At 60.6% G+C, this 25,565-nt stretch carries 8 protein-coding genes; 4 read left to right on the top strand and 4 right to left on the bottom strand.

What is annotated here, in order from left to right; genetic code table 11:
• Nucleotides 1-51 precede the first annotated feature (51 nt).
• The gene (locus Enr13x_RS33840; RefSeq protein WP_145391320.1) at nucleotides 52-786 is read right to left on the bottom strand and encodes an ABC transporter ATP-binding protein; all 735 of its coding nucleotides are present in this window, start codon (nucleotides 784-786) and stop codon (nucleotides 52-54) included.
• Between the two features lie 129 nt (nucleotides 787-915).
• On the opposite strand from Enr13x_RS33840, the gene Enr13x_RS33835 reads away from it, so the two are divergent.
• Nucleotides 916-1,173: a hypothetical protein gene (locus Enr13x_RS33835; RefSeq protein WP_145391318.1), complete on the top strand. Its 258-nt coding sequence runs from the start codon at nucleotides 916-918 to the stop codon at nucleotides 1,171-1,173.
• Nucleotides 1,170-1,742, top strand: a complete 573-nt coding sequence (locus tag Enr13x_RS33830) for a hypothetical protein (RefSeq protein ID WP_145391316.1) — start codon at nucleotides 1,170-1,172, stop codon at nucleotides 1,740-1,742. Before Enr13x_RS33835 ends, Enr13x_RS33830 begins: the two co-directional genes overlap by 4 nt.
• A 19-nt stretch (nucleotides 1,743-1,761) precedes the next feature.
• Here the strand turns inward: Enr13x_RS33830 and Enr13x_RS33825 are convergent, their stop codons facing one another.
• The 3 genes from Enr13x_RS33825 to Enr13x_RS33815 all read right to left on the bottom strand — a co-directional run bounded on the left by Enr13x_RS33825 (nucleotide 1,762) and on the right by Enr13x_RS33815 (nucleotide 5,648).
• Complete coding sequence (locus tag Enr13x_RS33825; protein ID WP_145391314.1) at nucleotides 1,762-3,453, bottom strand: L-lactate permease; 1,692 nt, start codon at nucleotides 3,451-3,453, stop codon at nucleotides 1,762-1,764.
• Between the two features lie 157 nt (nucleotides 3,454-3,610).
• Nucleotides 3,611-3,973 carry an endonuclease domain-containing protein gene (locus tag Enr13x_RS33820; RefSeq protein WP_231744469.1) on the bottom strand — a complete coding sequence of 121 codons (363 nt, stop codon included), beginning with the start codon at nucleotides 3,971-3,973 and terminating at the stop codon, nucleotides 3,611-3,613.
• A gap of 208 nt (nucleotides 3,974-4,181) precedes the next feature.
• Complete coding sequence (locus Enr13x_RS33815; protein WP_145391310.1) at nucleotides 4,182-5,648, bottom strand: sulfatase family protein; 1,467 nt, start codon at nucleotides 5,646-5,648, stop codon at nucleotides 4,182-4,184.
• A gap of 387 nt (nucleotides 5,649-6,035) precedes the next feature.
• On the opposite strand from Enr13x_RS33815, the gene Enr13x_RS33810 reads away from it, so the two are divergent.
• Together Enr13x_RS33810 and Enr13x_RS33805 are read left to right on the top strand one after the other, a co-directional pair.
• Nucleotides 6,036-18,176 (top strand): cadherin-like domain-containing protein, encoded by a 12,141-nt coding sequence (locus tag Enr13x_RS33810; RefSeq protein WP_145391308.1) that lies wholly within the window; start codon nucleotides 6,036-6,038, stop codon nucleotides 18,174-18,176.
• Nucleotides 18,177-18,444: 268 nt separating this feature from the next.
• Nucleotides 18,445-25,521: a DUF4347 domain-containing protein gene (locus Enr13x_RS33805; protein WP_145391307.1), complete on the top strand. Its 7,077-nt coding sequence runs from the start codon at nucleotides 18,445-18,447 to the stop codon at nucleotides 25,519-25,521.
• The last annotated feature ends 44 nt before the right edge of the window (nucleotides 25,522-25,565 follow it).

Below are 25,565 nucleotides of genomic sequence, written 5' to 3'. Positions count from 1 at the left end.
CCAGCCTGTCGAGACAGACGATGCGGTCTGGAGGTCCAACACGTGGTAAGGTCATACGCTCAGCGCCGCGGTCGCTTCGAAATAGGCTTCCTCCAGCGATTGCGCACCGGGGAATTCCGCCCGCAGTTGATCGACGTCACCGAAGTACTGCAGTTTGCCGCGCTGCATGACGATCAAATGCGTGCAAACGTCCTGGATCATCGCCAACAGGTGACTGGAAATGATGATCGTCGCGCCCGCGGCGGCGCGTTGTTTGATCGATTCAAGCAGGCGTCGAATCCCGGGAGGATCGAGGCCCGTCATCGGTTCGTCCAGCAGCAACACGGCCGGGTCGTACAGGTACGCACAACAGATCGCGAGTTTCTGGCGCATGCCGCGCGAAAGCGTCGTCGCCCCGGCGTTGATCTTGTCGCCGAGCTGGAAATAATCGAGCAATTCGGCGGACTTGGCGCGGTGATCGGGCACGTCGTAGATCCGACCGATGAATTCCAGGTGCTGTGCGACGGTCAGGTCGTCGAACAACGGCGGGTCATCGGGCACGTAAGCCAGACGCCGTTTGAGTTCCATCAGCGTCGTCGCACCACCGTGGGACAGATCGCAGTCTGCGACGCACAAACTGCCGTCGGTCGCAGGGATCAGACCGGCTAAGCAGCGCATCGTGGTGGTTTTTCCGGCCCCATTGGGACCCACCAAACCGCCTATGTTTCCGGGGGCGAGCGAAAAAGAGACCCCGTCGACGGCCAAGTGGTCTTCGTACAGTTTGCGGAGCTCGTGGCAGCGGAGCATCAGGATTTGCAGTTTTTAGGGGACGTGGGCATACAGGCTGTTGAAAGGGTAGGTTACGCTTCAGCATGATGTCGGCGGACTCGAAATGACGTCCGGCGGCGGGCCGGCCCCTTGAGCTGCAAAAATTGGATGAATGAGAAACTCCCATTAAAAAAGCAAATGCAGGGGCTTCCCGCCGAACACCCACGACGGATTGCCTACAACTTCGCTCGCTGGCGTGAAGCGATGGAACTCTCGCACGCAATGTTGATCGATCAAGCGGATGTGCAAGAGCGTTTCGCGTTGCACAAGGATGACTTGAATCGAAAGTACCTTGATCACTGGGGAAAGCGGGTCGGGGTACGGTCTGAACTCAAGACGGCCATCGAGCGGTTTGAATCCCAATGATCAATCCCTATCAAGCTCCCACTGAGATCCAGAACTCCGCCGAGTCCGCAGAGCATCCTTCGGCAGAGTTTCTGGTCACCACGCGACAGCTTCGACATGCCGAGTCCAAGTTTCTGCTGTACCGATGCGGTGGGCGTTTGACGTTGGCATCGTTCGTGATGATCGCGTTGTCGTTCTTGGTCGCGTTTGATGGGCTACTACCATTCGGCCCGTCGGCGGCGACCGGGCAGTTCCAGGTCCCCTTGGTGTTTCGTCAACTCGCCGTGATGGGGCTGGCGACGGTCGTCTATCTGGGATTGATCATCGGTGTACGCAAGGAGTCCAGAGCACAACTTGCGTCGCACGGCATCGTCGAGGGTGCTGGAATTTCGGTTCGCATCATGGATGGATTGCTGCAATGGTCCGGCCCGGGCGGAACCTTCACCGTGCCGTTGACCAAGACTCGGCCGATCCGAACGCGCAAGGGGGTGATCGTGGTGGTCGATCGCGATCTCTATCTGTTCATTCCCCAAGAAGCCGCCTTTGCCGGCGGCCCCTATCGGACCTTCGTACGGGCCGTCGTGGCGTAAGCTTCGCTGCTTGCGATGCTTAGGCCACGATCATCCCGATCACCCCGGCGACGACGACGTAGTACAAAAACACCATCGCGGTGATCCGAATGATGTCACCTTCGCGGCCGACCAATCCCACCACGGCGCAGGCCGCGACGACGTTGTGCACACAAATCGTGTTGCCCGCCGCTCCGCCGACCGCTTGCAACGCGACGATCCAAATCGGATCGGCACCGATGTTTTGGCCGACTTGAAATTGGAACAGGGAAAACATCATGTTGCTGATCGTGTTGCTGCCGGCGACGAACGCGCCCAGTCCACCCACCAACGGTGACAACAACGGCCAGCCACCACCGACCAACGAGGAGACTCCGCCGGCGAGGACTTTGGGCATCGAATCATACCCCGCTTCGCCGCCCGTGCTGTTGATGAACAGTTGAACCATCGGCACGGCGAACAACAACGCCAGCGACGCCGACACGACCATTCGCATCGATCGCGTGGTCGCTTCGAGGACCGCCCGCTTGGACATCCGGTGCAACGGAATCGTCAACAGACAAACCAGCACAAACAGTGCGCCCGGCAGATACAGCGGCGCAACCGGTTTGACGCTGATGGCGGACCCGAACAGATTTTCCGTCAAAGCGGCGTCGCTCGGAATCGTGATCGACTTGAGCCACTGGCCGAGTTCAAGCGAGGGCAACCGCGTCAAAACCAACAGCACGGCGATCATCAAATACGGCGCCCACGATCGCACGATCGACAAGCGGTGACCGGCGTCCTTCAGGCGGATGTCCACGTTGCCGTTCCAATCGGCCGGCCAGTCCGACGCATCGGCAAACTGCCAGGCCGGTTCGGAAGGCAACAGCCAACCACGCCGCGCCAGCGGAACCGTCAACGACAATCCGACCAGCGCGCCGATCAGCGACGGGAACTCGGGGCCCAGCGTGTTGGCGATGATCGTCGACGGAATCGTCATCGACAGCGACGCGAACAACGCGAACGGCCAGATCCGCAACCCTTCGCGCCAGGAGCGGTTGACTCCAAAGAAACGTGTCATCACCGCAACGACCAGCAGCGGAATCAGCAGCCCGCAGATCATGTGGACAAACGCAACCCGGCCACCGACCAACGGCAGCAGCGTCGACCAGATGTCGCCGCCGGCACCGAGTTGATCCCGGGCATAGGCGACGACGGTGTCGCTGCCGCTGAGCCCATTTTTGACCCCGATTAAGATCGGCGTTCCCACCGCCCCAAACGAAACCGGCGTGCACTGGATCAACATACCGCTGACCACCGCCGACTTGGCGGGAAACCCCAGCCCGACCAACAACGGCACGCAAACGGCCGCGGGAGTCCCGAATCCGGCACTGCCCTCGATGAACGATCCGAACAGCCAAGCAATCAAAATGACCTGAACGCGACGATCCGGCGTGATGTCGGTGAAGCCTCTCCGGATCACCGCCAACGCGCCGCTTTCGCTGAGCGTGTTGAGCAGCAGGATCGCCCCGAAGATGATGAACAACAACTGAGCCGTGACGACCAGCCCATTGACCGATGCCGCCGCGATCGTTGCCGTGTCCAGTTTCCAAACAAAGTAGGCCAACACCACCACACTGACGTACGCGATCGGCATCGCCCGGGACGCCGGCATCCGCAACGCGACCAGCAAAACCGCCACCACCAAAATCGGCGTGAACGCGAGCAGAGGGGCGATCGTTTCCATCATGGGTGTCTTGAAAAGAGGTTAATAACTTCTGCAGTCACCCTCCCCCTGGGAGGGTCGAGCGAAGCGAGGGGAGGGTCAGTTGTGTAGTGAGATTCTCGGCGTCACCCTCCCTGGCAGGGAGGGTCGAGCGCAGCGAGGGGAGGGTCGGCTCACGCCATCAACGAGGCTTCGTTCTCGGACGCTGCCCACGCCCGGTTCTCGGTCTGAATTCGTACGGCACCTTCACCGACGCCGCGATCGCACGTGCGACTGCCTCGGGATCTTTTTCAACGTCTTCGGTCGCAAATCGGATCACGTGCCAGCCTTGGTCCTCAAGGAATCGTTGCCGTTCCAAGTCCTTTTCGTATTTCTCCTCGTGATAGCCTCCGTCTATTTCAACCACCAACTTTGGGGCAACGCACGCGAAGTCAACGATATAGGGATCAATGCGGTGCTGCTGCCGAAACTTCAGCCCAGAGACTTGCTTGGCGCGAAGAATGCTCCAAAGCAGGCCTTCGGATCTGGTTTTGTTTTGGCGCATGTCGCGAGCGTGATTGCGCAGTGACTGTGACGTTGGTTTCACGTCTTCGTCTTCATGATTCATTGCGGCTTTCCCAAAACCGAAGTTGAAGTTGGACCGGCGATTTACTGTTCGACCTCCCCTCGCTGCGCTCGACCCTCCTGCCAGGAGGGTGACTTAGAAACTTCCCTGCGAACGTCGAGCGAGGGGAGGAACGGCCCGCAATTCCCTATCGGCTTTTCTCATTCGCCAAGAACCGAAACAACTCCGCTCCGAGTTCCTGAGCCACCTCTCGATTCGTCTCCGCCACATCCTTGGACTCGGTCGGATCGTTGTCCAAATCGTACAACTGCCATGGTGTTCCGAACGGTTTGCCCGAGGGTTTCTCACGTCCGCCCGAACCGTCGCTAAGCACCAGTTTCCATTTCCCGTCACGAACCGCGAAAGTTCCATTGGCGGAATGATTCACGACCGCTGCTCGTCGGAACTGTTTTTCATTCCCTGTCAGCAGTGGGACGATGCTGAAACTGTCCGGCGCGGCCTGATCCGCCGGCGGCAGCTTTGTTCCCGCCAACTCCGCAGCGGTCGCAAACAGGTCGACGTGACAGATCGGTCGATCGCTGCGTGAACCGGGTTGGATCGTTCCCGTCCAGCGGGCGAAAAACGGGACGTGGTGACCCCCTTCCCAGATGTCCGCTTTGGTGCCGCGCCAGGGACCGTTGGCCGTGTGGTTGCCTTCGTAGTACGCCTGGATCGTCTCATCGCTGACGTGATCCGGTTGGTCGGCGTCACTCTGACGCCGCATGAACGAGCCGTTGTCGCTGGTGTAGATCACCAGCGTGTTTTCGGCGAGACCGGATTCGTCGATCGCCTTGATGACTTGACCGACGGTCCAATCGACTTGTGCAACGAAATCACCGTAGGGTCCCAGCTTGGTCGTGCCGGCAAACCGGCCGTGCGGCAAGACGGGTTTATGCGGGGCGGTGAGTGGAAAGTACAAGAAGAACGGCGCGTCTTGGTTGGCCCGGCTGCGGATGTGCTGGGAAGCCTGTGCGGTCAATTCGTCCAAGCAATCGACAATCGAAAAATCCGAACCGAGTTCGCCTTTTCGTAGGTACGCCGGAAATCCACGGGCCGGCTGAATCCGATCGGGTTGCCCGGTGATCTGATGGCCGTCGATGTAGACGTAGGGGGGGAAATCGAGCGAGGCGGGGATGACCAGTGAGCGATCAAAGCCGGCATCGACCGGTGAATAGCTGAGCGGTTTGGTCCAGTCCCATTGACCGCCGTCGTCTTTCTGGAACCCCAGTCCGAGGTGCCATTTGCCGATCACCGCGGTGTGATAGCCGTTGCGTTTCAGGTGCGATGCAACGGTCGGCCGATCCGTTTCGATCAAGGGCGTTCCGTAGCCGTTGAGCACCCCTCGCTTCAACTTGCTGCGCCAACAATAACGTCCGGTCAACGTGGCGTAGCGTGTCGGCGTGCACACCGCCGAGGGGGAGTGCGCGTCGGTAAATGTCATGCCCTCGACCGCCAAACGATTCAGATTCGGCGTGGCGATTTTGGAGTCCGGGTTGAGGGCTTGGACGTCGCCATAACCCATGTCGTCGGCGAGGATCAACACAATGTTCGGCCGATCGGCGGCTTGGACGGTGATCGCAAGGATCAGCGAACAGAAACAAAAAAAGGTCTTCATGGATGTCGTGGGGGCCTGCTGGTCAATCGCGATGTTGGAATGCTACGCGGCGTTATCGAGTTCATGCCACGCATCATACCCGGCTCCGATGTCGTCTGCTGGACTGTTCTCGGCCGCCACAAAGCGTCGCGCCTGCGGAAGCTGGGGTCTGCTGCGACGGTCCAATTCGTTCCCGGCGGCAGCAGTCACAACCGTCAAAGGCGGATCGGTCCTTCCAATCTGCACGGGGTCACGTGGCCGTTGCCCCGCATTGACGCGTCCTGTGGATGAGGCGTGTCGCCGCCATACCTTTGTGACTTAGGTATTCAGAGGTGAGAAACGACGAACACGGGGGTCAGTGGTGTCGTCTTTCGCCAGCCTCGCTCGCGTCCTACTGGATCTTCAACCTTGCCCGCGCATCACCCCACACGCGTTTTCGACTTCTTCTTGCTGGAGGACCGCATCCTGCTCAGTGCAGACGGTCCGGACGCGGGAGAATTGCCGGTCCACGCCGACGTCGAACTTCTTGACGCCGCGATGACGCAGATGCTGCAGTCGGGTGCGCCGAGCGCGTCAGACGGTTTGTTCGGCGCCCATCCGGTCGATTGGGGCGACTCCGAAACCGATCAACCCGATTCGAACGCGCTGTTTGGATCTGCTGCGCCTGATCCGTCGCGTCCGCTCGAAGTGGTCTTCGTCGACGACGGTGTCGAAGATGCCGAGACGTTGTTGGCCGGACTGCGGGATGGTTCCGATGACGGCACACAATGGTTGGTCGTTCGGCTCTCCTCGGACGAAGATGGCATCACCCGAATCACCGAAACACTGGGTGAACTGACGGGCGTCGATGCGGTTCATCTATTGAGCCACGGTGACGGCGGGGGGCTGCAGCTCGGCAACACCCGGCTGGATCTGGAATCCGCCGAAGGCTACGCCGGCGACATCGCCTCCTGGGCCGCGTCGCTCGATGCGGATGCCGACCTGTTGATCTACGGCTGCGATCTGGCCAGCACCGATGACGGTCGCGGATTGATCGATTCACTCGCCGCGCTGTGCGATTGTGACGTTGCGGCCAGCGACGACGCGACGGGCAGTGATTCGCTGGGCGGTGACTGGGACTTTGAATACAACGTCGGGATCGTGGAGGCACAGGTCGCCTTTACCCAGCACGCGCAAGCCGCTTGGGAAGGTGTTTTGGCGACCTACACCGTGACCAACACCAACGATTCGGGGGCCGGGTCGCTGCGTCAGGCGATCACCGATGCGAACGCCAACGCGGGGCTGGACACGATCGATTTCAATATCACCGGCACGGGCACGCACCTGATCACGCCCACGACGATGTTGCCACTGATCACCGAGGCCGTCTACATCGATGCGACGACCGACGACAGCTTTGCCGCCAATGGTAATCGTCCGGCCATCATCCTCGACGGCGCCAGCGCGGGCGGGAGCGACGAGGGATTCCGACTTTCCGCGACCGCCGACGGCAGCACGATCCGTGGCTTTGTGATCCGTGATTGGGGCGGCAACGCGATCGAACTCCAAGCCGGTTCGGAGAATAATTTGATCGCCGGAAACTACATCGGGCGTTTATCCACCGATGGAACCGACGCCGGCGCGGGGAAAGGGAATGGCGGCGACGGCATTCTTGTCGACGGAAGCAACAACACGATCGGCGGTTCGACGGCCGCCGATCGCAACGTGATTTCGGGCAATGGCGACGAAGGGATCGATATCGATCCTGGCGTCACCGGCACCGTCATCCAAGGCAACTACGTCGGAACCGATGCGACGGGGATGGTTGCGATCGGCAACGGGCAATCCGGTGTCGGCAACTGGGGCGGAATTCTCGTCGGGGGTGACAACACGACGGTCGGCGGTACCAACGCGGGCGAGGGAAACCTGATTTCAGGGAATAACTCTTGGGGAATCATCGTCGAAGGGAACAACAACACCGTGCAGGGCAACCTGATCGGCACCACGATCGATGGCTCGTCTCTGCTCGGCAATTCAGGACACGGCGTCTCCTTGGGTGACTTCGCCGGCGGCACGGGCAACTTGATCGGGGGAACCGCCGCGGGCGCCGGAAACGTGATCGCCGGCAACGGCCTGGACGGCATCGCCGCGACCGGGGCGTCGCAAGCCGCGATTCTGGGCAACACGATCTTTGGCAATACAGGCCTCGGCATCGACTTGGATAACGACGGTGTCACCGCAAATGACGCTGGCGACGTCGATACGGGAGCCAATGGTCTGCAGAATTTCCCCGTTCTGACCTCGGCCCAAATGGTTGATGGCACCGACGTCAACATCGTCGGCTCATTCAACGCGGTTGCCAACAGCTACTACCGCATCGAGTTCTTTGCCAGTGTGATCGGCGACGGGACCGGATACGGCGAAGCAAAGCGTTATCTCGGCTTTGCGAACGTGACGACCGACGGATCGGGGAACGCGACGATCAATGCGACGTTGACGGCCAATGTGCTCGCCGGCGAAGTTGTCAGCGCAACGGCGACCAAGAGCAACATCAGCTTTGATGCCTTCACCGAAACGTCTGAATTCGCTCAAAACGTCTCAGTCACCAACACCGCTCCGGTCGCCGCGGACGATGCCTATTCCACCGGTGTCAACACCACGCTGGACGTCGGCCCCACGACGAATAATCTGGCCAATCGATGGCAATTCGACGAAGGCACCGGACAGACCACCGTCGATTCGGGAGCCTTGGGCAATGATGCGACACTGGGGGCAACCGCCGGAGCGGATACGGACGATCCGACTTGGACGACCGGCTACGTGGGGTCGGGCGCGCTGACGTTTGATGGCACCGCGGACTACGTTTCAACCGCCAGCACGGTGCTGAAGACGGCCAGCAGTTTCACCCTGTCGACATGGTTCCAAACGACCACGACAACCGCCCAGCAGCACATCCTGTGGGAAGGCTACAGCGGCGGCAACGGGTATGGTTCGGCACCGGGGACGACCGCTGAGTCGGAAATGGGACTGACGATCGGGACCTACGACCAGGCCAACAAGATTGTCTTCTTCATGGGATATGAAGTCCCCGTCAATGCTGCGGACCCGATCTTCATCGTTTCGAATTCGGACTTCACCGATACGACCCAGTTTCACCACGCCGCGGTAACCGTGACCGATCTGGGCGGCGGCGTCTTCAGCGCGTCGTTGTACGTCGACGGCGTGTTGGAAGGCACCGACACGGGAACCCAGAACGACCGCTCCGCCTGGGGCGCCTTGCAAATCGGCAAACCCGGTGCCAACACTCGGCTGTTTAGTGGTCAAATCGACGAGGTGCGGGTTTACGACACCGCGCTGTCGGCTGGCGAGGTGGAAAGTCTCGCACATTCCGGCGTGTTACAGAACGACACCGACCCCGACGGCAACGCGTATCGCGTCAATACGTCGGTCGTCACGGGCCCCAGCAACGGAACGCTCAGCATCAATGCCGACGGTTCGTTCTCCTACACGCCAAACCTGAACTTCAATGGCGTCGACTCGTTCACCTACCAAACCAACGACGGCAGCCTCGATTCCAACGTCGCGACCGTCACCATCACCGTCAACGACGATCCGGTCATCACCTCGCCGGCTGCAGTCGAAGTGAACGAGAATCAGACTTCCGTCGTGACGGTCACCGCTAACGACCCCGAAGGCGGTACGCCGACCTATGCGATCACCGGCGGCGCCGACCAAGCCTTCTTCTCGATCGACACCAACTCCGGCGTCTTGACATTCATTAGCCCGCCCGACTACGAAAATCCCCTGGATGTCGAAGGCGACAACGTCTACGAGGTTCAGGTCACCGCCAGCGATGCCTTTTCCGGCAGCGACGTCCAGACGATCAGCGTCACCGTCTTGAACGTCACGGACACCTCCTTCGACGGTCCCTCCACCGTGATCTGGTCTCAAAACGGCCAAACCACTCCGCTGGCCGCCGATTTCAACGGCAACGACTTCAGTATCGAAGTCAACACCGCCGACATCGGCGGTCCGTGGCGCGTCATCGACGGAGCGGAGTCGCCCGACCGGGACGAAAAAATTGTCATCGGCGTCGACGCGGCCGGCAATTTGAGCGGTCAGATGTGGGACGGCTCCAGCTGGACGGCCTTTACCTTCAATGATTTTGCCACCGTCTCCGATTCCACCAAGTGGGGATTCGTCATCGAGTACGAATCGATCAGCGGGGATGCCGTGCTGGTCTGGAACAACGGCACGACGGGCACCGACGGACTGTCCTATCGGGTTTGGAACGGAACGGCGTGGTCGGCGACCAACACGATCAGCACACCGATCGCCGGCGAAGCCGAGCAGTTGCGATTCGCTTCCGATACCGGATCCGATGAAATGGTGCTGGTCGTTAGCAACGCCACCAACCAGGACTACGCCCTGGTTTGGGACGGGAACGCTTGGGGGAATGCTCAAACCCTGACCACGACCGCCGGAACCAGTAACACCGAAGTCGTTGTCACCTACGAATCCCAAAGCGGCGACGCGATGGTGGTCTACGGCGACAACACCGCCAACGCTTTGTATCGCGTTTGGGACGGCGGTACCTGGTCTGCCCAACAATCGATTGCGCCGCCCGCCGGCGTGACGGGACAAGTGACCTGGACCAACGTGGCTTCGGACCCGAACTCGGATCGGATCGCCTTTGCCGCCCACACGGACAACAGCGAAACCTGGCTGGCCGTCTGGGACGGGAACAGCTGGGGTGACAAGTTGCTGGCCTCCACGGCGGAGAACGACAACACTTTCCTGAGTGTCGCCGTGGCGTTTGAATCCCAGTCGGGTGATCTGCTGGCCGTTTACTCGGAGAACAACAGCCGCATTAGCTATCGCACCTGGGACAGCGGCGGCGGCTGGTCAGCCGAGACACAAGGAGTCGATCTTAAAGATGATGTGCGGACGCTCACGCTGACCAGTCGTCCCGAAACGAATCAGATCATGCTGACCGCACTCGACGCGGGTGGTGACCTGAACAATCCGCTGTGGGATGGATCCACTTGGAGCGAACGCAATGAAGTCGAAAACAACACCGGCGAAACGACCGTCCAGCCCTTCTTGTTCCTGTGGGACCAAAACCCACCGGAATTCGTGGCCGCCGCCAATGACACCGCGTTTTGGTTCAGCACCGACGGTGACGTGAATTCCAAAGGCGCCGCCGGTTTGAACGCCTGGACGGCCGGTGAAGTCGTTGCCCTGGGCGACCCCGGCCTCGTATTGGAACCGGTCAGTGGTGTGACCTCCGGCACCGCGACGTCGGTGTTCAATCTCGACACGTTCGGCGGCGACACCAAGATCGACGCCCTGCACTACGTCACAGCAGACATTCAGGTTGGTAGCTCCAACTTCAACCTGTACGAAGGCGACGTGCTGTTTTCGACCAGGGACAACGAAACGCTCGTCAGCACCAACACGCTGGCGATCACGGCGAACGACGTGATCGTGTTCCGTGCCGATACGGTGGGCGACTATTCGTCGGGCAGTTTCTATCTGCTGCTGGACGATCCAGTCGTCGCCGACGTGCAAGGGATCTCGCTGGTCGAACAAAACACGACGGTTGGGGACACGGTGCTACAGGCCGGCGATTTCTTGCTGACCTCCGGTACCAGTGGGCTCAATATGTCGCTGCTGCTGTTTGAAACGACCGATGTTGGTGTGGGAACGACAAGCGGTACGCTGCAGACACTGCTGGATGGATCGGATACCAATGTCAATTTGACAAAGTCAATCAACGGCGTCGAACTCTATGAAACCGACGCCGTCGTCGGCGGCCACACCATCCTGGCCGGCACGATCGTCTTCTCCGTCGATGGCGATTCGGGCGTCGGTAGCAACGCACTGGCCGTCAAAAAGCACGACATGGTCGCCTTGTCGGTCACGCAGACCACGTTGGTTGCCGGAGCAGGCAATGGCGCCGCCACGGCGGCTTTGCTGATGGATGGCTCGGATATCGGATTGACCTCCGGAGCCGAAAAGCTGACCGCCATCGCGGCGTTCCCGAATAATCAAACACCGACCGACATCGCGCCCGATAACCCAACGGTCAACGAATTCACCGACACTTCCGGCGGCGTCAGCGTCGCCACATTGGCCACCTCGGATGTCGATGTGGGCGAGACATTCACGTATTCGATCATCGGCGGGGCCGACGCCGCGAACTTCTCCATCGGAGGCGTCTCCAGCGACGAACTGGTGCTGACCGATGGAATCCTGGACTACGAGTCTAAGTCGTTCTACAGCGTGATCGTCCGCGTGACGGACTCCGCATCGAACTATTACGACGAAACCTTAATCGTCAACGTCAATGACTTGAACGATGCACCCACAGTCGCGGCCAACACCGGCACGACGGTGCTGGAAGGTTCGACCGGGACGGCGATCACGACGGCGATGCTCAACGAAGGCGACGTCGACGACTCCGGTGCCGGTTTGACTTACACGATCACCGACGTGACCGACAACGGGACATTGTACCTGGCCGGATTCGGCGCCTTGGGATTGAATGACACGTTCACCCAGGCCGACATCGATGCCGGTGATGTGACCTACGACCACGACGGCAGCGATACCGCGAGCGACGCGTTCAGTTTCTCACTGGCCGACGGAGGGGAAGACGGTGCAACACCCGCGACGGGAACGTTCAACTTCACTGTCACCGCCGTCAACGACGCACCGGTGGAAGCCTCCATCGAGGGTAGTGCGCTCGCCTACACCGAAAACGACGGCGCCGTGGCGATCACGTCGACGCTAGCCTTGACCGACAGCGACGACACCAACCTGGAATCGGCCGTCATCCAGATCACCGCCAACTACACCAATGGTCAAGACGTATTGAGCTTCATCGATCAAAACGGCATCAGCGGGGTTTGGAACGCCGGCAGCGGGACGCTGACGCTGACCGGCACCGCAACCGTCGCCCAGTATGAAGCGGCGCTACGCAGCATCACCTACACCAACAACAGTGACCTCCCGTCGACGCTGACGCGAACGGTTGCCTTCACCGTCAATGACGGCGACGTGGATTCCAACACGCAGACCCGTGACATCTCGGTCGCCTCGATCAACGATGATCCGACCAATGCAGGCGGACTTCCGACAGACATCACGGTGACCGAGGACGTCAGCAGTAACGTCGATCTGTCGGCGCTGAACCTGGCGGACCTGGATGACAACGGCGGTAACCTGACCGTCACGCTTTCGACGTCCACCGGCGGGGACTTGTCGGCATCGACCGGCGGCGGGGTGACCGTGGGGGGATCCGGGACGGGAACGCTGACGTTGACCGGATCGCTGGCGAACTTGAACACCTTCCTGGACACGCCGGCCAACATTCAGTACCTGCACGGCACGCCACACACCTTCGGTAACGACGCCGATACGATCCAAGTCGTCGTCAACGACGGTGGAAACACGGGGTCCGGCGGCGGTACCGATCAAACGCTCGGCACCGTCAACGTCGATATCACCGCGGTCAACGACGAACAAGTCTTGGCGACCAACACCGGTGACACGGTTCCGGAAGGCTCCGTCGGTAACACCGTGACTACGGCGATGCTGGAAACCACGGATGTCGACAACACGGACTCGCAGTTGGTTTACACCGTCGATGCGGTTCCGACCAACGGAACGTTGTTCCGTCTCGGTTCTGCATTGAACGTCAGTGACACCTTCACCCAAGCCGACATCGACGCGGGGCTGATCACTTATGATCACGATGGAAGTCAGACTGCATCCGACAGTTTCGATTTCACGGTCGATGATGGCGCGGGCACCACAACCAGCAGCACGTTCAACTGGACGGTCAGCAACGTCAATGATGCGCCGGTGGAAGCATCGATCGAGGGCAGCACGCTGGCCTACACCGAAAACGACGGTGCGGTGGCGATCACGTCGACGCTGGCTCTGAGTGACGTCGACGACACGAATCTGGAATCCGCCGTCGTTCAGATCACCGGTAACTACGCCAATGGCCAAGACGTGTTGACCTTCGTTGATCAAAACGGGATCAGTGGTGTATGGAACGCCGGCAGCGGAACAATGACGCTGACGGGAACCGCGACGGTCGCCCAGTACGAAGCGGCGCTGCGCAGCATCACCTACACCAACAGCAGCGACAACCCGTCGACGCTGACGCGAACCGTTGCCTTCACGGTCAACGATGGCGATGTGGATTCCAACACGCAGACCCGTGACATCTCGATCGCCGCGACTAACGACGATCCGACCAATTCCGGTGGATTGCCCACCGACATTACGGTGACCGAAGACGTCAGCAGTAACGTCGATCTGTCGGCGCTGAACCTGGCGGACCTGGATGACAACGGCGGCGATCTGACCGTCACGCTTTCGACGTCCACCGGCGGGGACCTGTCGGCATCGACCGGTGGCGGGGTGACCGTGGGCGGATCCGGAACGGGAACGCTGACGTTGACCGGATCGCTGGCGAACTTGAACACCTTCCTGGACACGCCGGCCAACATTCAGTACCTGCACGGCACGCCACACACCTTCGGCAACGACGCCGACACGATCCAAGTGGTCGTCAACGACGGTGGAAACACGGGCAGCGGCGGCGGCACCGATCAAACGCTCGGCACAGTCAATGTTGACATCACCGCGGTCAACGACGAGCAGGTGGTCGCGACCAACGCCGGCGACACGGTTGGCGAGGGTTCCTCCGGTAACGTCGTCACGACCGCGATGCTGGAAACCACCGACGTCGACAACACCGACACGCAATTGGTCTACACGGTCGATGTATTACCGACCAACGGCACGCTGTACCGCAACGCAGTCGCCTTGAGCGTCAATGACACGTTTACCCAGGCGGATATCGATGCGAATCTGATCAGCTACGATCACGACGGCAGCGAAACAGCAGGTGATTCGTTTGACTTCACGGTCGACGACGGTGCGGGGACGACGACCAGCAGTACGTTCAACTGGACGATCAGCCCCGTCAACGACGCTCCGGTGGAAGCCTCGATCGAAGGCACGACGTTGGCCTACACGGAAAATGATGGCGCGGTGGCGATCACGTCGACGCTGGCGTTAAGCGACGTCGACGACACGAACCTGGAATCAGCGGTGGTCCAGATCACGGGGAACTACGCCAACGGCCAAGACGTGCTGACGTTCGTGGACCAAAACGGTATCAGCGGGGTTTGGAACGCGGGCGCCGGCACGCTGACCCTGACTGGCACCGCGACGATCGCGCAGTACGAAGCGGCACTGCGGAGCATCACGTACACCAACACGAGCGATAATCCGTCCACTGCGACGCGTACGGTGGCCTTCACGGTCAACGACGGAGACGTGGATTCGAACACGCAAACCCGTGACATCTCGATCGCGGCGACCAACGACGATCCGACGGGCGCCGGCCTGCCGAGTGACATCACGGTGACCGAAGACGTCAGCAGCAACGTCGACCTGTCGGCGCTGAACCTGGCGGACTTGGATGAGAACGGCGGCAACCTGACGGTCACGCTGTCGACTTCGACCGGTGGCGATCTGACGGCTTCGACCGGAGGCGGAGTGACGGTCGGCGGATCTGGCACGGGTGCACTGACCCTGACCGGCACGCTTGCCGATTTGAACACGTTCCTCGATACCCCGGCGAACGTCCAGTACCTGCACGGCACACCGCATACCTTCGGCAACGATGCCGATACGATCCAAGTCGTCATCAACGATGGCGGCAACACCGGCAGTGGCGGCGGAACGGATCAGACGATCGGCACGGTCAACGTCGACATCACCGCGGTCAACGACGAACAGGTGCTCGCGACCAACGCCGGTGACACGGTCCCGGAAGGTTCCATCGGCAACACCGTGACCACCGCGATGCTGGAAACCACCGATGTCGACAACACGGACTCACAGTTGGTTTACACCGTCGATGCGGTGCCGACCAACGGGACGCTGTACCGTCTTGGTGCAGCGTTGAACGTCAGCGACACCTTCACCCAAGCCGACATCGATGCGGGGTTGATCACCTACGACCACGATGGCAGCCAAACTTCATCGGACAGTTTCGATTTCACCGTCGACGACGGCGCGGGAGCGTCGACCAGCAGCACGTTCAACTGGACGATCAGCAACGTCAACGATGCCCCGGTGGAAGCAGCGATCGAAGGCAGCACGCTGGCTTACACCGAAAATGACGGCGCGGTGGCGATCACCTCCACATTGGCTCTCAGCGATGTGGATGACACGAACTTGGAATCGGCGGTGGCCCAAATCACTGGCAACTACGCCAACGGACAGGATGTGCTGACGTTTGTCGACCAAAACGGCATCAGCGGGGTTTGGAATGCCGGCAGCGGCACGCTGACTTTAACGGGAACCGCGACGGTGGCGCAGTACGAAGCGGCACTGCGGAGTATCACGTACACCAACAGCAGCGACAACCCTTCCACGGCGACACGTACGGTTGCCTTCACGGTCAACGACGGAGACGTGGATTCCAACACGCAGACCCGTGACATTTTGATCGCGGCGACGAACGATGATCCGACGGGCGCCGGACTGCCGAGCGACATCGCGGTGACCGAAGACGTCAGCAGCAACGTCGATCTGTCGGCGCTGAACTTAAGTGACCTGGATGACAACGGCGGCAACTTGACCGTCACGCTGTCGACTTCGACCGGTGGAGACCTGTCGGCATCGACCGGTGGCGGAGTGACGGTGGGCGGATCGGGAACGGGAACACTGACGTTGACCGGGACGCTCGCCGATTTGAACACGTTCTTGGACGCCCCGGCGAACATTCAGTACTTGCACGGCACACCACACACCTTCGGCAATGATGCGGACACGATCCAAGTGGTCGTCAACGACGGCGGCAACACCGGCAGCGGCGGCGGAACGGATCAGACGATCGGCACGGTCAACGTCGACATCACCGGAGTCAATGACTCACCGAATTTGGTGAGCAACACAGGGATGACGGTTGCCGAAGGATCGACGGGAACCGCGATTAATTCGGGGATGCTCGCCGGCAGTGATCCTGATGACACTTCCACGGGATTGACGTACACCGTCACGGACGACGTCGACAACGGGACGCTGACGTTGGCGGGATTCGGGACGCTCTCGCTCGGTGATTCCTTCACTCAGGCGGATTTGGATAACGGAGACGTCACGTACAGCCACGACGACAGCGAGACCATCGGTGACAGCTTTGGGTTTACGCTTGCCGATGGCGGTGAAGACGGTGCGACGGTCGTCGTCGGGACCTTCGTCATCACGGTGACCCCCGTCAACGACAACGCGATTTCCGCGCTGGTCGATTCTGATCCGTCCGCCAATACCGTCGCCGAAGATGCGGCGGTCGGCAGTGTGGTGGGAGTGACTGCGTTTGCCAGTGACGGCGATGCGACGGACAGCGTGTCGTATTCACTCGACGACGACGCGGGCGGTCAATTTGCAATCGACGGTTCCAGCGGCGTGGTCACCGTTGCCGGCGGCCTGGACTTTGAATCGGCGTCGAACGCCAACATCACGGTTCGCGCGACCAGCACGGATGGATCGAGCGTGACCCAGGTGATCAGCATTAGTATTACCGATGTGAACGAAGCACCGACCGCCATCGGCGAGAGCTTTACCGTGAAGATAGGTGAAACGCTGTCGGTCAGCACGAGCGGCGTGATTTTCAACGACACCGACATCGACGGTGACGCGTTGGCCATCGTGTTGGTGACCGGGCCGACCAACGGCACGTTCTCGTTCGACCCGGGCAGCGGTTTTACCTACACTCCGAACGTTGGATTTTTCGGTCAAGATTCCTTTTTCTATCAGGTCACCGACGGAACGTTATCGAGCAACGTTGCTGAAGTTGTCATTGAAGTCCCTCTCGCCACGTCCGCTACCGGCACGTCCGATCCGGTTTCGGAGGACGAAGACGTGACGGATGAGACATCTGACCCGGATTCGTTGACCGAGTCCGAATCGGAGTCGGAACTGGAGACGGAAACCGAGAGCTCGGCCGATGAGAGTGAGACGAGTGATTCCGGCGACGGAGGCGGTTCATCGGCTGTTGCGGTGCCGCCTTCTTCACAGGTGGGGGCGGGAGAAGGACCGTTAAATGCCCCGGCCGATCGGGGGCTGGCGGAACGCACGGCCGACGAGTTGAGGGAGTCAGAACAGCGACTCTTTGCGGCCTACACGACGGTTCAGAACCCGGCAAATCTTGTTCTGTCCTATTCGCCGGAGCTCGAGCAACTCGAACGCTTGCTGCACCAAGACTTGCAGCAAGCCATCGTTTGGACACAGTGGGACGACTACCAAGAGCAAGAACAGTCTCCCATCACGGTGATGGTGGGGGCTGCCGGTGCGGGGATGAGCGTGTTTTCGATCGGCTATGTGTTCTGGGCATTGCGTGGAGGCGCCTTGATGTCGGTGTTCGCATCGAGCCTTCCGGCATGGCGGTTCATTGACCCGATCGCGATGCTCTCGGCCTATCGCAGTTCACTGCTGAAAACGGACGAAGGATTGGAATCGATGCTGGGCAGCGGCAAGTAAAGCACGAGCCGAAATCTGTTGTTGGCTCGTTCCCCCGCACAAGCTGCCTTCAAGGGCGCCCAGCTCGAGTTGCAATCCGTACCATTGGGCGGATCGCTGCGATCGACAAGATCTGCCATTGGGGTTGTCCCGCATCGGAGATTTCCACCGGGGGCCAAGCTCAATTCAACCACTTCGTGCCCTACCTTTGGAGGACGTTCGCCGATAAGTGTGAGGGCGATGTGCATTTGTCGACGCCTCAGTGATAGCCCGGGACGAAGCATTGACCGTGAAGAACCCCCGACGCGTATTCGACTTCTACTTGCTGGAAGAGAGAATACTGCTCAGTGCGGAGGGTTCTGGAGAGGGTGTTTGGGATACGCCGGCGGACGTCGAGATCCTGGACGCGATGTTGGAGCAGATGCTCGCATCGGGCCAGGCAGACGCATCGAACGAGTTCATCGGTTCGCCTGTCAGCGAGATTGCTTCCGCCCAACCGGATCTATCGATTGTAGGCGAGTCGACAGAAGCACCGCGTTTCGATCCGTCGCGCCCGCTGGAAGTCGTGTTTGTCGATGAAGGGGTGGAGGACGCCGAATCGCTGTTGGCCGGACTCCGCGACCAGTCGGTCGGTGGAACGCAGTGGTGGGTCGTTCGTCTGTCATCGGACGACGACGGGGTCAGCCAGATCACGCAAACGCTCGGCCAACTCTCCGGCGTCGACGCAGTCCATCTGGTCAGCCACGGCGACCGTCAGGGGTTGCAGCTTGGCAACGTGCGTTTGGACGCCGAGACGATCTCGGCCTATGCCGGCGAGATCGCTTCGTGGGGAGGCGCCATGGATGCTGACGCCGACTTGTTGCTGTATGGATGCGACTTGGCCGCATCCGATGACGGACGTGCTTTGGTAGATTCGATCGCCATTCTGTGTGACTGCGATGTTGCGGCCAGCGACGATGTGACGGGGCATCAAGCACGTGGCGGCGATTGGGACTTGGAATACGCGTTTGGCGCGATCGAGACGTCTGTCGCGTTCAACGGCCAGATCCAACAGAACTGGGCCGGCGCGTTGGCGACGTTTACGGTCACCAACGTGAACGACACCGGCGCCGGGTCGTTGCACCAGGCCATTCTGGATGCCAACGCATCGTCGGGTCTGGACACCATTGATTTCAACATCACCGGCCCGGGGCTGCATTCGATTGCACTGTCCACCGCGCTACCGACCATCACGGACGCGGTCATCATCGACGGCTACACCCAATCGGGATCATCGGTCAACACAATGTCGGTTGGTGACGACGCGGTGCTGCAGATCCAGCTCGACGGAACCGCCGCCGGATCAACGTTCGGTCTGAACCTCGGCGCGGGAAGCGACGGCAGCACCATCAAGGGATTGGTGATCAACCGGTTCGAACTCGGCGGAATCCAAATCGCCAGCAGCGGCAATTCGATCCTCGGCAACTTCATCGGCACCGACAGCGGTGGCACCGCCGATCGGGGCAATTGGCAAGACGGAATCACGGTCGTTGCCAACAACAACACGATCGGCAGCGCGGCCGTCGCCGACCGCAACCTGATCGCGGGAAACGACGATGACGGGATTGAGATCGGTGCCGGAGTCAGCGGCACCGTGGTGCAGGGTAATTTGATCGGTACCGATGCGACCGGATTGAGCGCCTTGGCCAACGGAGGTGAGGGGATGGTTGTCTCGGGCGACGGCAGCACGATTGGTGGGACGGGGGCCGGCCAAGGCAATGTGATCGGATTCAACACCGGTGACGGTGTTCAGGTTGACGCGTCGGGGACGGGAAACTCGATCCTCGGCAATGCGATTCATTCCAACGGCGGTTTGGCGATCGATCTGGGGGGCGACGGTGTCACGGCCAATGACGGCGAATTGACGCCGACGCCGGATTTAGATTCGGGGGCCAACGATCTGCAAAATTTCCCTGTTCTCACGGCGGCTTCATCGGGACCCTCGACGACGATCGTTGGAACGTTGGCCTCGACGCCGGGTCGCTCGTTCCGAGTTGAGTTTTTTGCCAATGCGACGGGTGACGCGAGCGGCCATGGCGAAGGCCAGCGTTTCCTCGGCTTCGTGAACGTCACGGCCGACGGAACGGGAGACGCATCGTTCAGTCCGACGCTGGGGTCGGCGGTCGCGATCGGTGAAGTCATCTCGGCGACGGCGACGGATTTGACGACCAACGCGACATCCGAGTTGTCGTCGAACCTGACAGTCAGCAACAACAATGCTCCGATGCTGGACAACACCGGCACGATGACGTTGAGCACGATCAACGAAGACGAATCGTCCAACGCCGGACACTCCGTGGCTTGGATCATCGCCAGCGCCGGTGGCGATCGGGTGACCGACATCGACTCGGGATCGTTGGAAGGGATTGCGGTCACGTCGACCGCCGACGGCAACGGTCACTGGGAATACTCGACCGACGGCAGCAGCACCTGGCTGGCCGTCGGCACGGTCTCGGACAGTTCCGCGCTGCTGCTACGAGCCACGGATCTGGTTCGGTTTGTCCCCGATGGCCGCAACGCAACCACGGCCAGTTTTGATTTTCGGGCCTGGGATCAAACCAGCGGTACCTTCGGAACGAAGGACGACGCGTCCGCCAATGGTGGCGGATCGGCATTCAGCAGTTCGATTGAAACCGCTGACATCACCGTCACCAGCGTCAATGATTCCCCCGTCCTGAACTCCGCCGCCAGCCCGGAAATGGAGGGCGTGCTCGAGAATGCACCTGGACCGGTTGGTGCGGTGGGCACGTTGATCACGGCGTTGGTCGACGACGCGACGCCGTCCGGTGAACTCGACAACGTCACCGATGTGGACGGCGGTTCGGTCTTGGGGATCGCGGTAACCGCCGTCGATGCGAGCAACGGATCCTGGTTCTATTCGATCGATGATGGAGCGAACTGGATCGCGATGGGAGCGGTCAGCGACAGCTCGGCTCGATTGCTGGCGGATGATGCGAACACACGTGTCTATTTTCAACCCAACCCCGGTTACACCGGCGAGATCGCCAGTGCGCTGACGTTCCGCGCCTGGGATCAAACGTCGGGCGGCAACGGTTCCTTGGCCGATGCGTCGATCAATGGGACGACGACTGCATTTTCCGCCGCGACCGACACCGCGTCTCAGTTGGTCAACGACGCTCCGGTCTTGGACGACAGCGGGGCGATGACACTGACGACGATCAGCGAAGATGAGGTGACCAACGCAGGTGACACCGTGGCGGCGATCATCGCCAGCGCCGGCGGGGACCGCATCAGTGATGTGAATCCCGGCGCGGTCGAAGGGATCGCATTGATCGCGACCAACAACGGAAACGGAAGCTGGCAGTATTCGCTCGACGGCGGCACCAACTGGTCGAGCGTCCCGAGCGTTTCGGACACTTCGGCACTGCTGCTGCGAGACAGTGACTTGTTGCGTTTCGTCCCTGATGCGGAGAACAGCACCGCGCCGACGGTGACGTTTCGGGCGTGGGATCAGGCGTCTGGAGTGGCCGGGACCGTGGTCGACGCTTCCAGCAATGGCGGCGCGACGCCCTTCAGCGCGGCAACCGAAGTCGCTTCGATCACGGTGACCGATGTCAATGACGCGCCGGTTCTGGATTCCACCGAGAGCCCCTTGCTGGACGGCCAATACGAAGATGCCCCGGCGCCGGTCGGCGCCGTCGGCACGTTGATCACCTCACTGGTGGATTTCAATTCACCGTCCGGTCAAGTCGACAACATCATCGACGTTGACATCGGGGCGCTGCTGGGGATCGCCGTGACGGCAGCCGACACCGCCAACGGATCGTGGTTTTATTCGGTCGACAACGGGGCCAATTGGAATCCGCTCGGGGCGGTCAGCGACAACTCGGCACGACTGCTTGCCGCCGACGCAAACACACGACTCTATTTCCAGCCGGACCCGGATTACAACGGCCAGATCGCCTCGGCTATCACGTTCCGTGGCTGGGATCAAACGTCCGGTGTCAATGGAGCGTTGGCCGATGCATCGGTCAACGGAACGACGACCGCATTTTCGATTGCCACTGACACCGCGTCACTGTTGGTCAACGACGCCCCGATCCTGGACAATTCCGGTGCCATGACGCTGACGACGATCACCGAGGATCAAGTCACCAACGTCGGCGATACCGTGGCTTCGATCATTGCCAGCGCCGGCGGTGATCGCATCACGGACGTCAATTTTGGACCGGTCGAAGGGATTGCGGTGACCGCGACGGATGACGGCAACGGTCATTGGCAGTACTCGATCAACAGCGGATCGACGTGGTCGGACGTCGGAACCGTGTCGGACACGTCGGCGCTGCTGTTGCGCGAGAATGATCTGCTGCGATTTGTTCCCGATGCCAAAAATGGAACGCCACCCACGGTCACGTTCCGGGCTTGGGACCAGGCGACCGGAACCGCGGGCACCACCGCCGACACCTCCATCAACGGTGCGACCACGCCCTACAGTGTCGCCAGCGAAGTTGCCTCGATCACGGTAACGGATGTCAATGACGCACCGGTGCTGGACAATAGCGGCACGATGACGCTGACGTCCATCACCGAAGACGAACTGACCAATTCGGGCGATACGGTCGCCAGCGTCTTGCTGAGCGCCGGCGGCGACCGCGTCACCGACGTTGACATCGGGGCAGTCGAAGGCGTCGCGATCCGTTCACTATCCAGCGGCAACGGCACGTGGGAGTATTCCACCGACGGCGGATCGTCCTGGGCGGCGGTCGGCAGCGTTTCCGATACTTCGGCCTTGCTGTTACGGGCGGTCGACCGCGTACGTTTCATACCCAACGGGGAATCGGGCACGACGGCGAGCTTTGATTTTTACGGCTGGGATCAAACCGGCGGGACGCACGGAACCAAAGTCGACGCCTCGATTCGCGGTGGTGTCACGGAATTCAGTAGCGCATCGGAAACCGCCAGCCTGACTGTGACCGATGTAAACGATGCACCCGTCACCGGTACGTCCGCAGGCACTGCGGCCTACGCGGAAGACGCCGTCGCGACGGTCGTGGATTCGCTGTTGACGATCTCGGATGTGGATTCGGTTGATTTTAACGGCGGCCAGTTGACGGTCACGATTTCGGCGGGCGCATCCGCAAACGATCGATTGACGATTGCGCCCGGCGGTGCGATCACCTTGCTGGGCACGGGGGTCTATCACAGCGGTACACAGGTCGCGACGTTCGCCGGTGGCAGCGGGGCGGCGCCGCTGGTGATCACGTTCAATGGCAACAGCACACCCTCGATCGCGCAGGAAGTGGGACGTCGCGTCAGCTATTTCAACGTTTCGGACGATCCCTCCCCGTCGCTGCGAACGATCGACTTCGCCGTGACCGATGGCGACGGTGGCACGAGCAACTTGTCACAGAAGTCGATCTCGGTGACGGCGGTCGATGATGACCCGATCGCAGTCGACGACCACCATGGGCTGAATTTCGACGGCATCGATGACGCGGTGAACATGGGCGCGGGTGCAGTGTTGGAAGTCGACGATTATCTGACGATGGAAGCCCGGATTCGACCCGACGCGTATCCCGCCGCTTACAGCATCGTCTTGAATCGAGAAGGCGAGTACGAAATCGGCATGACTTCGAGCGGCAATCTGCTGTGGGCGGTTGCAAACACCAACCCCGGTTGGGTCTGGCACGACACGGGCTATGTTATTCCGCTCAACGAATGGACCCACGTTTCAGTGGTCTATGACAACGGCACGATGAGCACCTTCGTCAACGGCAACCTGGTCGAAACGTATTACGGATCGGGCAGCATCGGTGATGCCCACGCAACGAAGGATGACTTCATCGTCGGCGGCCGACAAAACAACCCCGTCGGCCAGTATTTTTCCGGAGAGATCGACGAAGTTCGGCTCTGGAACGTTGCCAGAACCCAAAACGAAATTCGCACCACTCTCGACCAACCCTTGGCCGGAACCGAAACGGGCTTGATGGGTTACTGGAGCTTTGATGAAGGGAGGGGGGCGAGTACCGCTGACTTGACGGCCAATGCCAACACGGGCACGCTGATCGACGGCGGGGCCGGCACGGTCGGGCCCCAGTGGACCGGCTATCTGACGAACCAAGACACGGTCCTGAACATCAATGTCGCCGATGGAATCCTAGGCAATGATCTCGATGGAGAGAGCGATCCGCTGACCGTCACCCAGGTCAACGGCAGCGGGGCCAACGTCGGTTCGATGTTGATCCTACCGTCCGGGGCACTGTTGACGGTCGAAGTCGGTGGCGATTTTCTGTATGACCCCAACGACACATTCAATTACCTCGCGTCGGGGCAAACGGCGATTGATACGTTCGCCTACCAAGTGGATGACGGCAACGGCGGCACCGACACCGCAACGGTGAACGTGACGATCACCGCCATCAACGATGCTCCCGTTGCCACCGCGGATGCCTACACCGTCAATCCCGCCGCGACGTTGTCGGTGGCCGATCCGGGAGTGATTTTTAATGACACGGATATCGATGGGTATACGATGTCGACGATCCTTGTGGCCGGACCGAGCCATGGAACGTTTTCGTTGCAGCCCGGCGGCGGGTTCACTTACACGCCGAACACCGGCTTCTTTGGACAAGATTCGTTTTTCTATTCGGTGACCGATGGTACGCTGGTCAGCGGTACGGTCGAGGTGACGATTGAGGTGCTTCTCGCGCCGGGGCACTCGCCGCTGGCTGACCCTGATTCCGATTCGACACCGGACTCACAACCTGTAACAACGGCAGACAGCCAAGCCGAATCGGAGGACGGATCGGATCCCTTGTCCGAAAGTGAATCGTCTGACGAGTCGCAAAGCGACGAATCTGCCGGCAGCGATGCCACGGCAATCCAAACCGCATCGGGCGCAGCCGCACGAACGGAACGGAATAGCGGTCGGGGGAACGAAGCGGCCGCCAACGCTGGCGGACCTGACGAAGCGTACGGCGGTGCAGAGGGACGGCTTTTTCACGCCTACGGAGTCTCCGACAATCAGGTGTCCGCCGGAAGGTTGTCTTCGTTCGAGTCGACGCAACTGGAGCGTTTGCTTCAACAGGACATCCGACAAGCCATCCTTTGGACCCAGTGGGATGATTTGGAACAGCAGCCAGAAACTCCGATCCTGGTCTACGTGGGCGCCGCCGGCGCGAGCATGAGTATTTTTTCGATCGGATATGTGTTTTGGGCCTTGCGGGGTGGCGCACTGATGACGGTGTTTGCGTCGAGCTTGCCGGCATGGCGATTCATCGATCCGATCGCGATGCTGTCGGCCTATCGCAGCGTCGGGGCCGCGCCGGATGAGGGGCTCGACGCGCTGTTGAGACGGGGAAAGTGAAGGCCGCTGTCACAGACTGCGGTGTGCGAGAAATTCACATGCAA

This window comes from Stieleria neptunia, assembly GCF_007754155.1.
Lineage (GTDB): Bacteria > Planctomycetota > Planctomycetia > Pirellulales > Pirellulaceae > Stieleria > Stieleria neptunia.
This window is presented reverse-complemented; position numbering and strand designations above follow the sequence as displayed.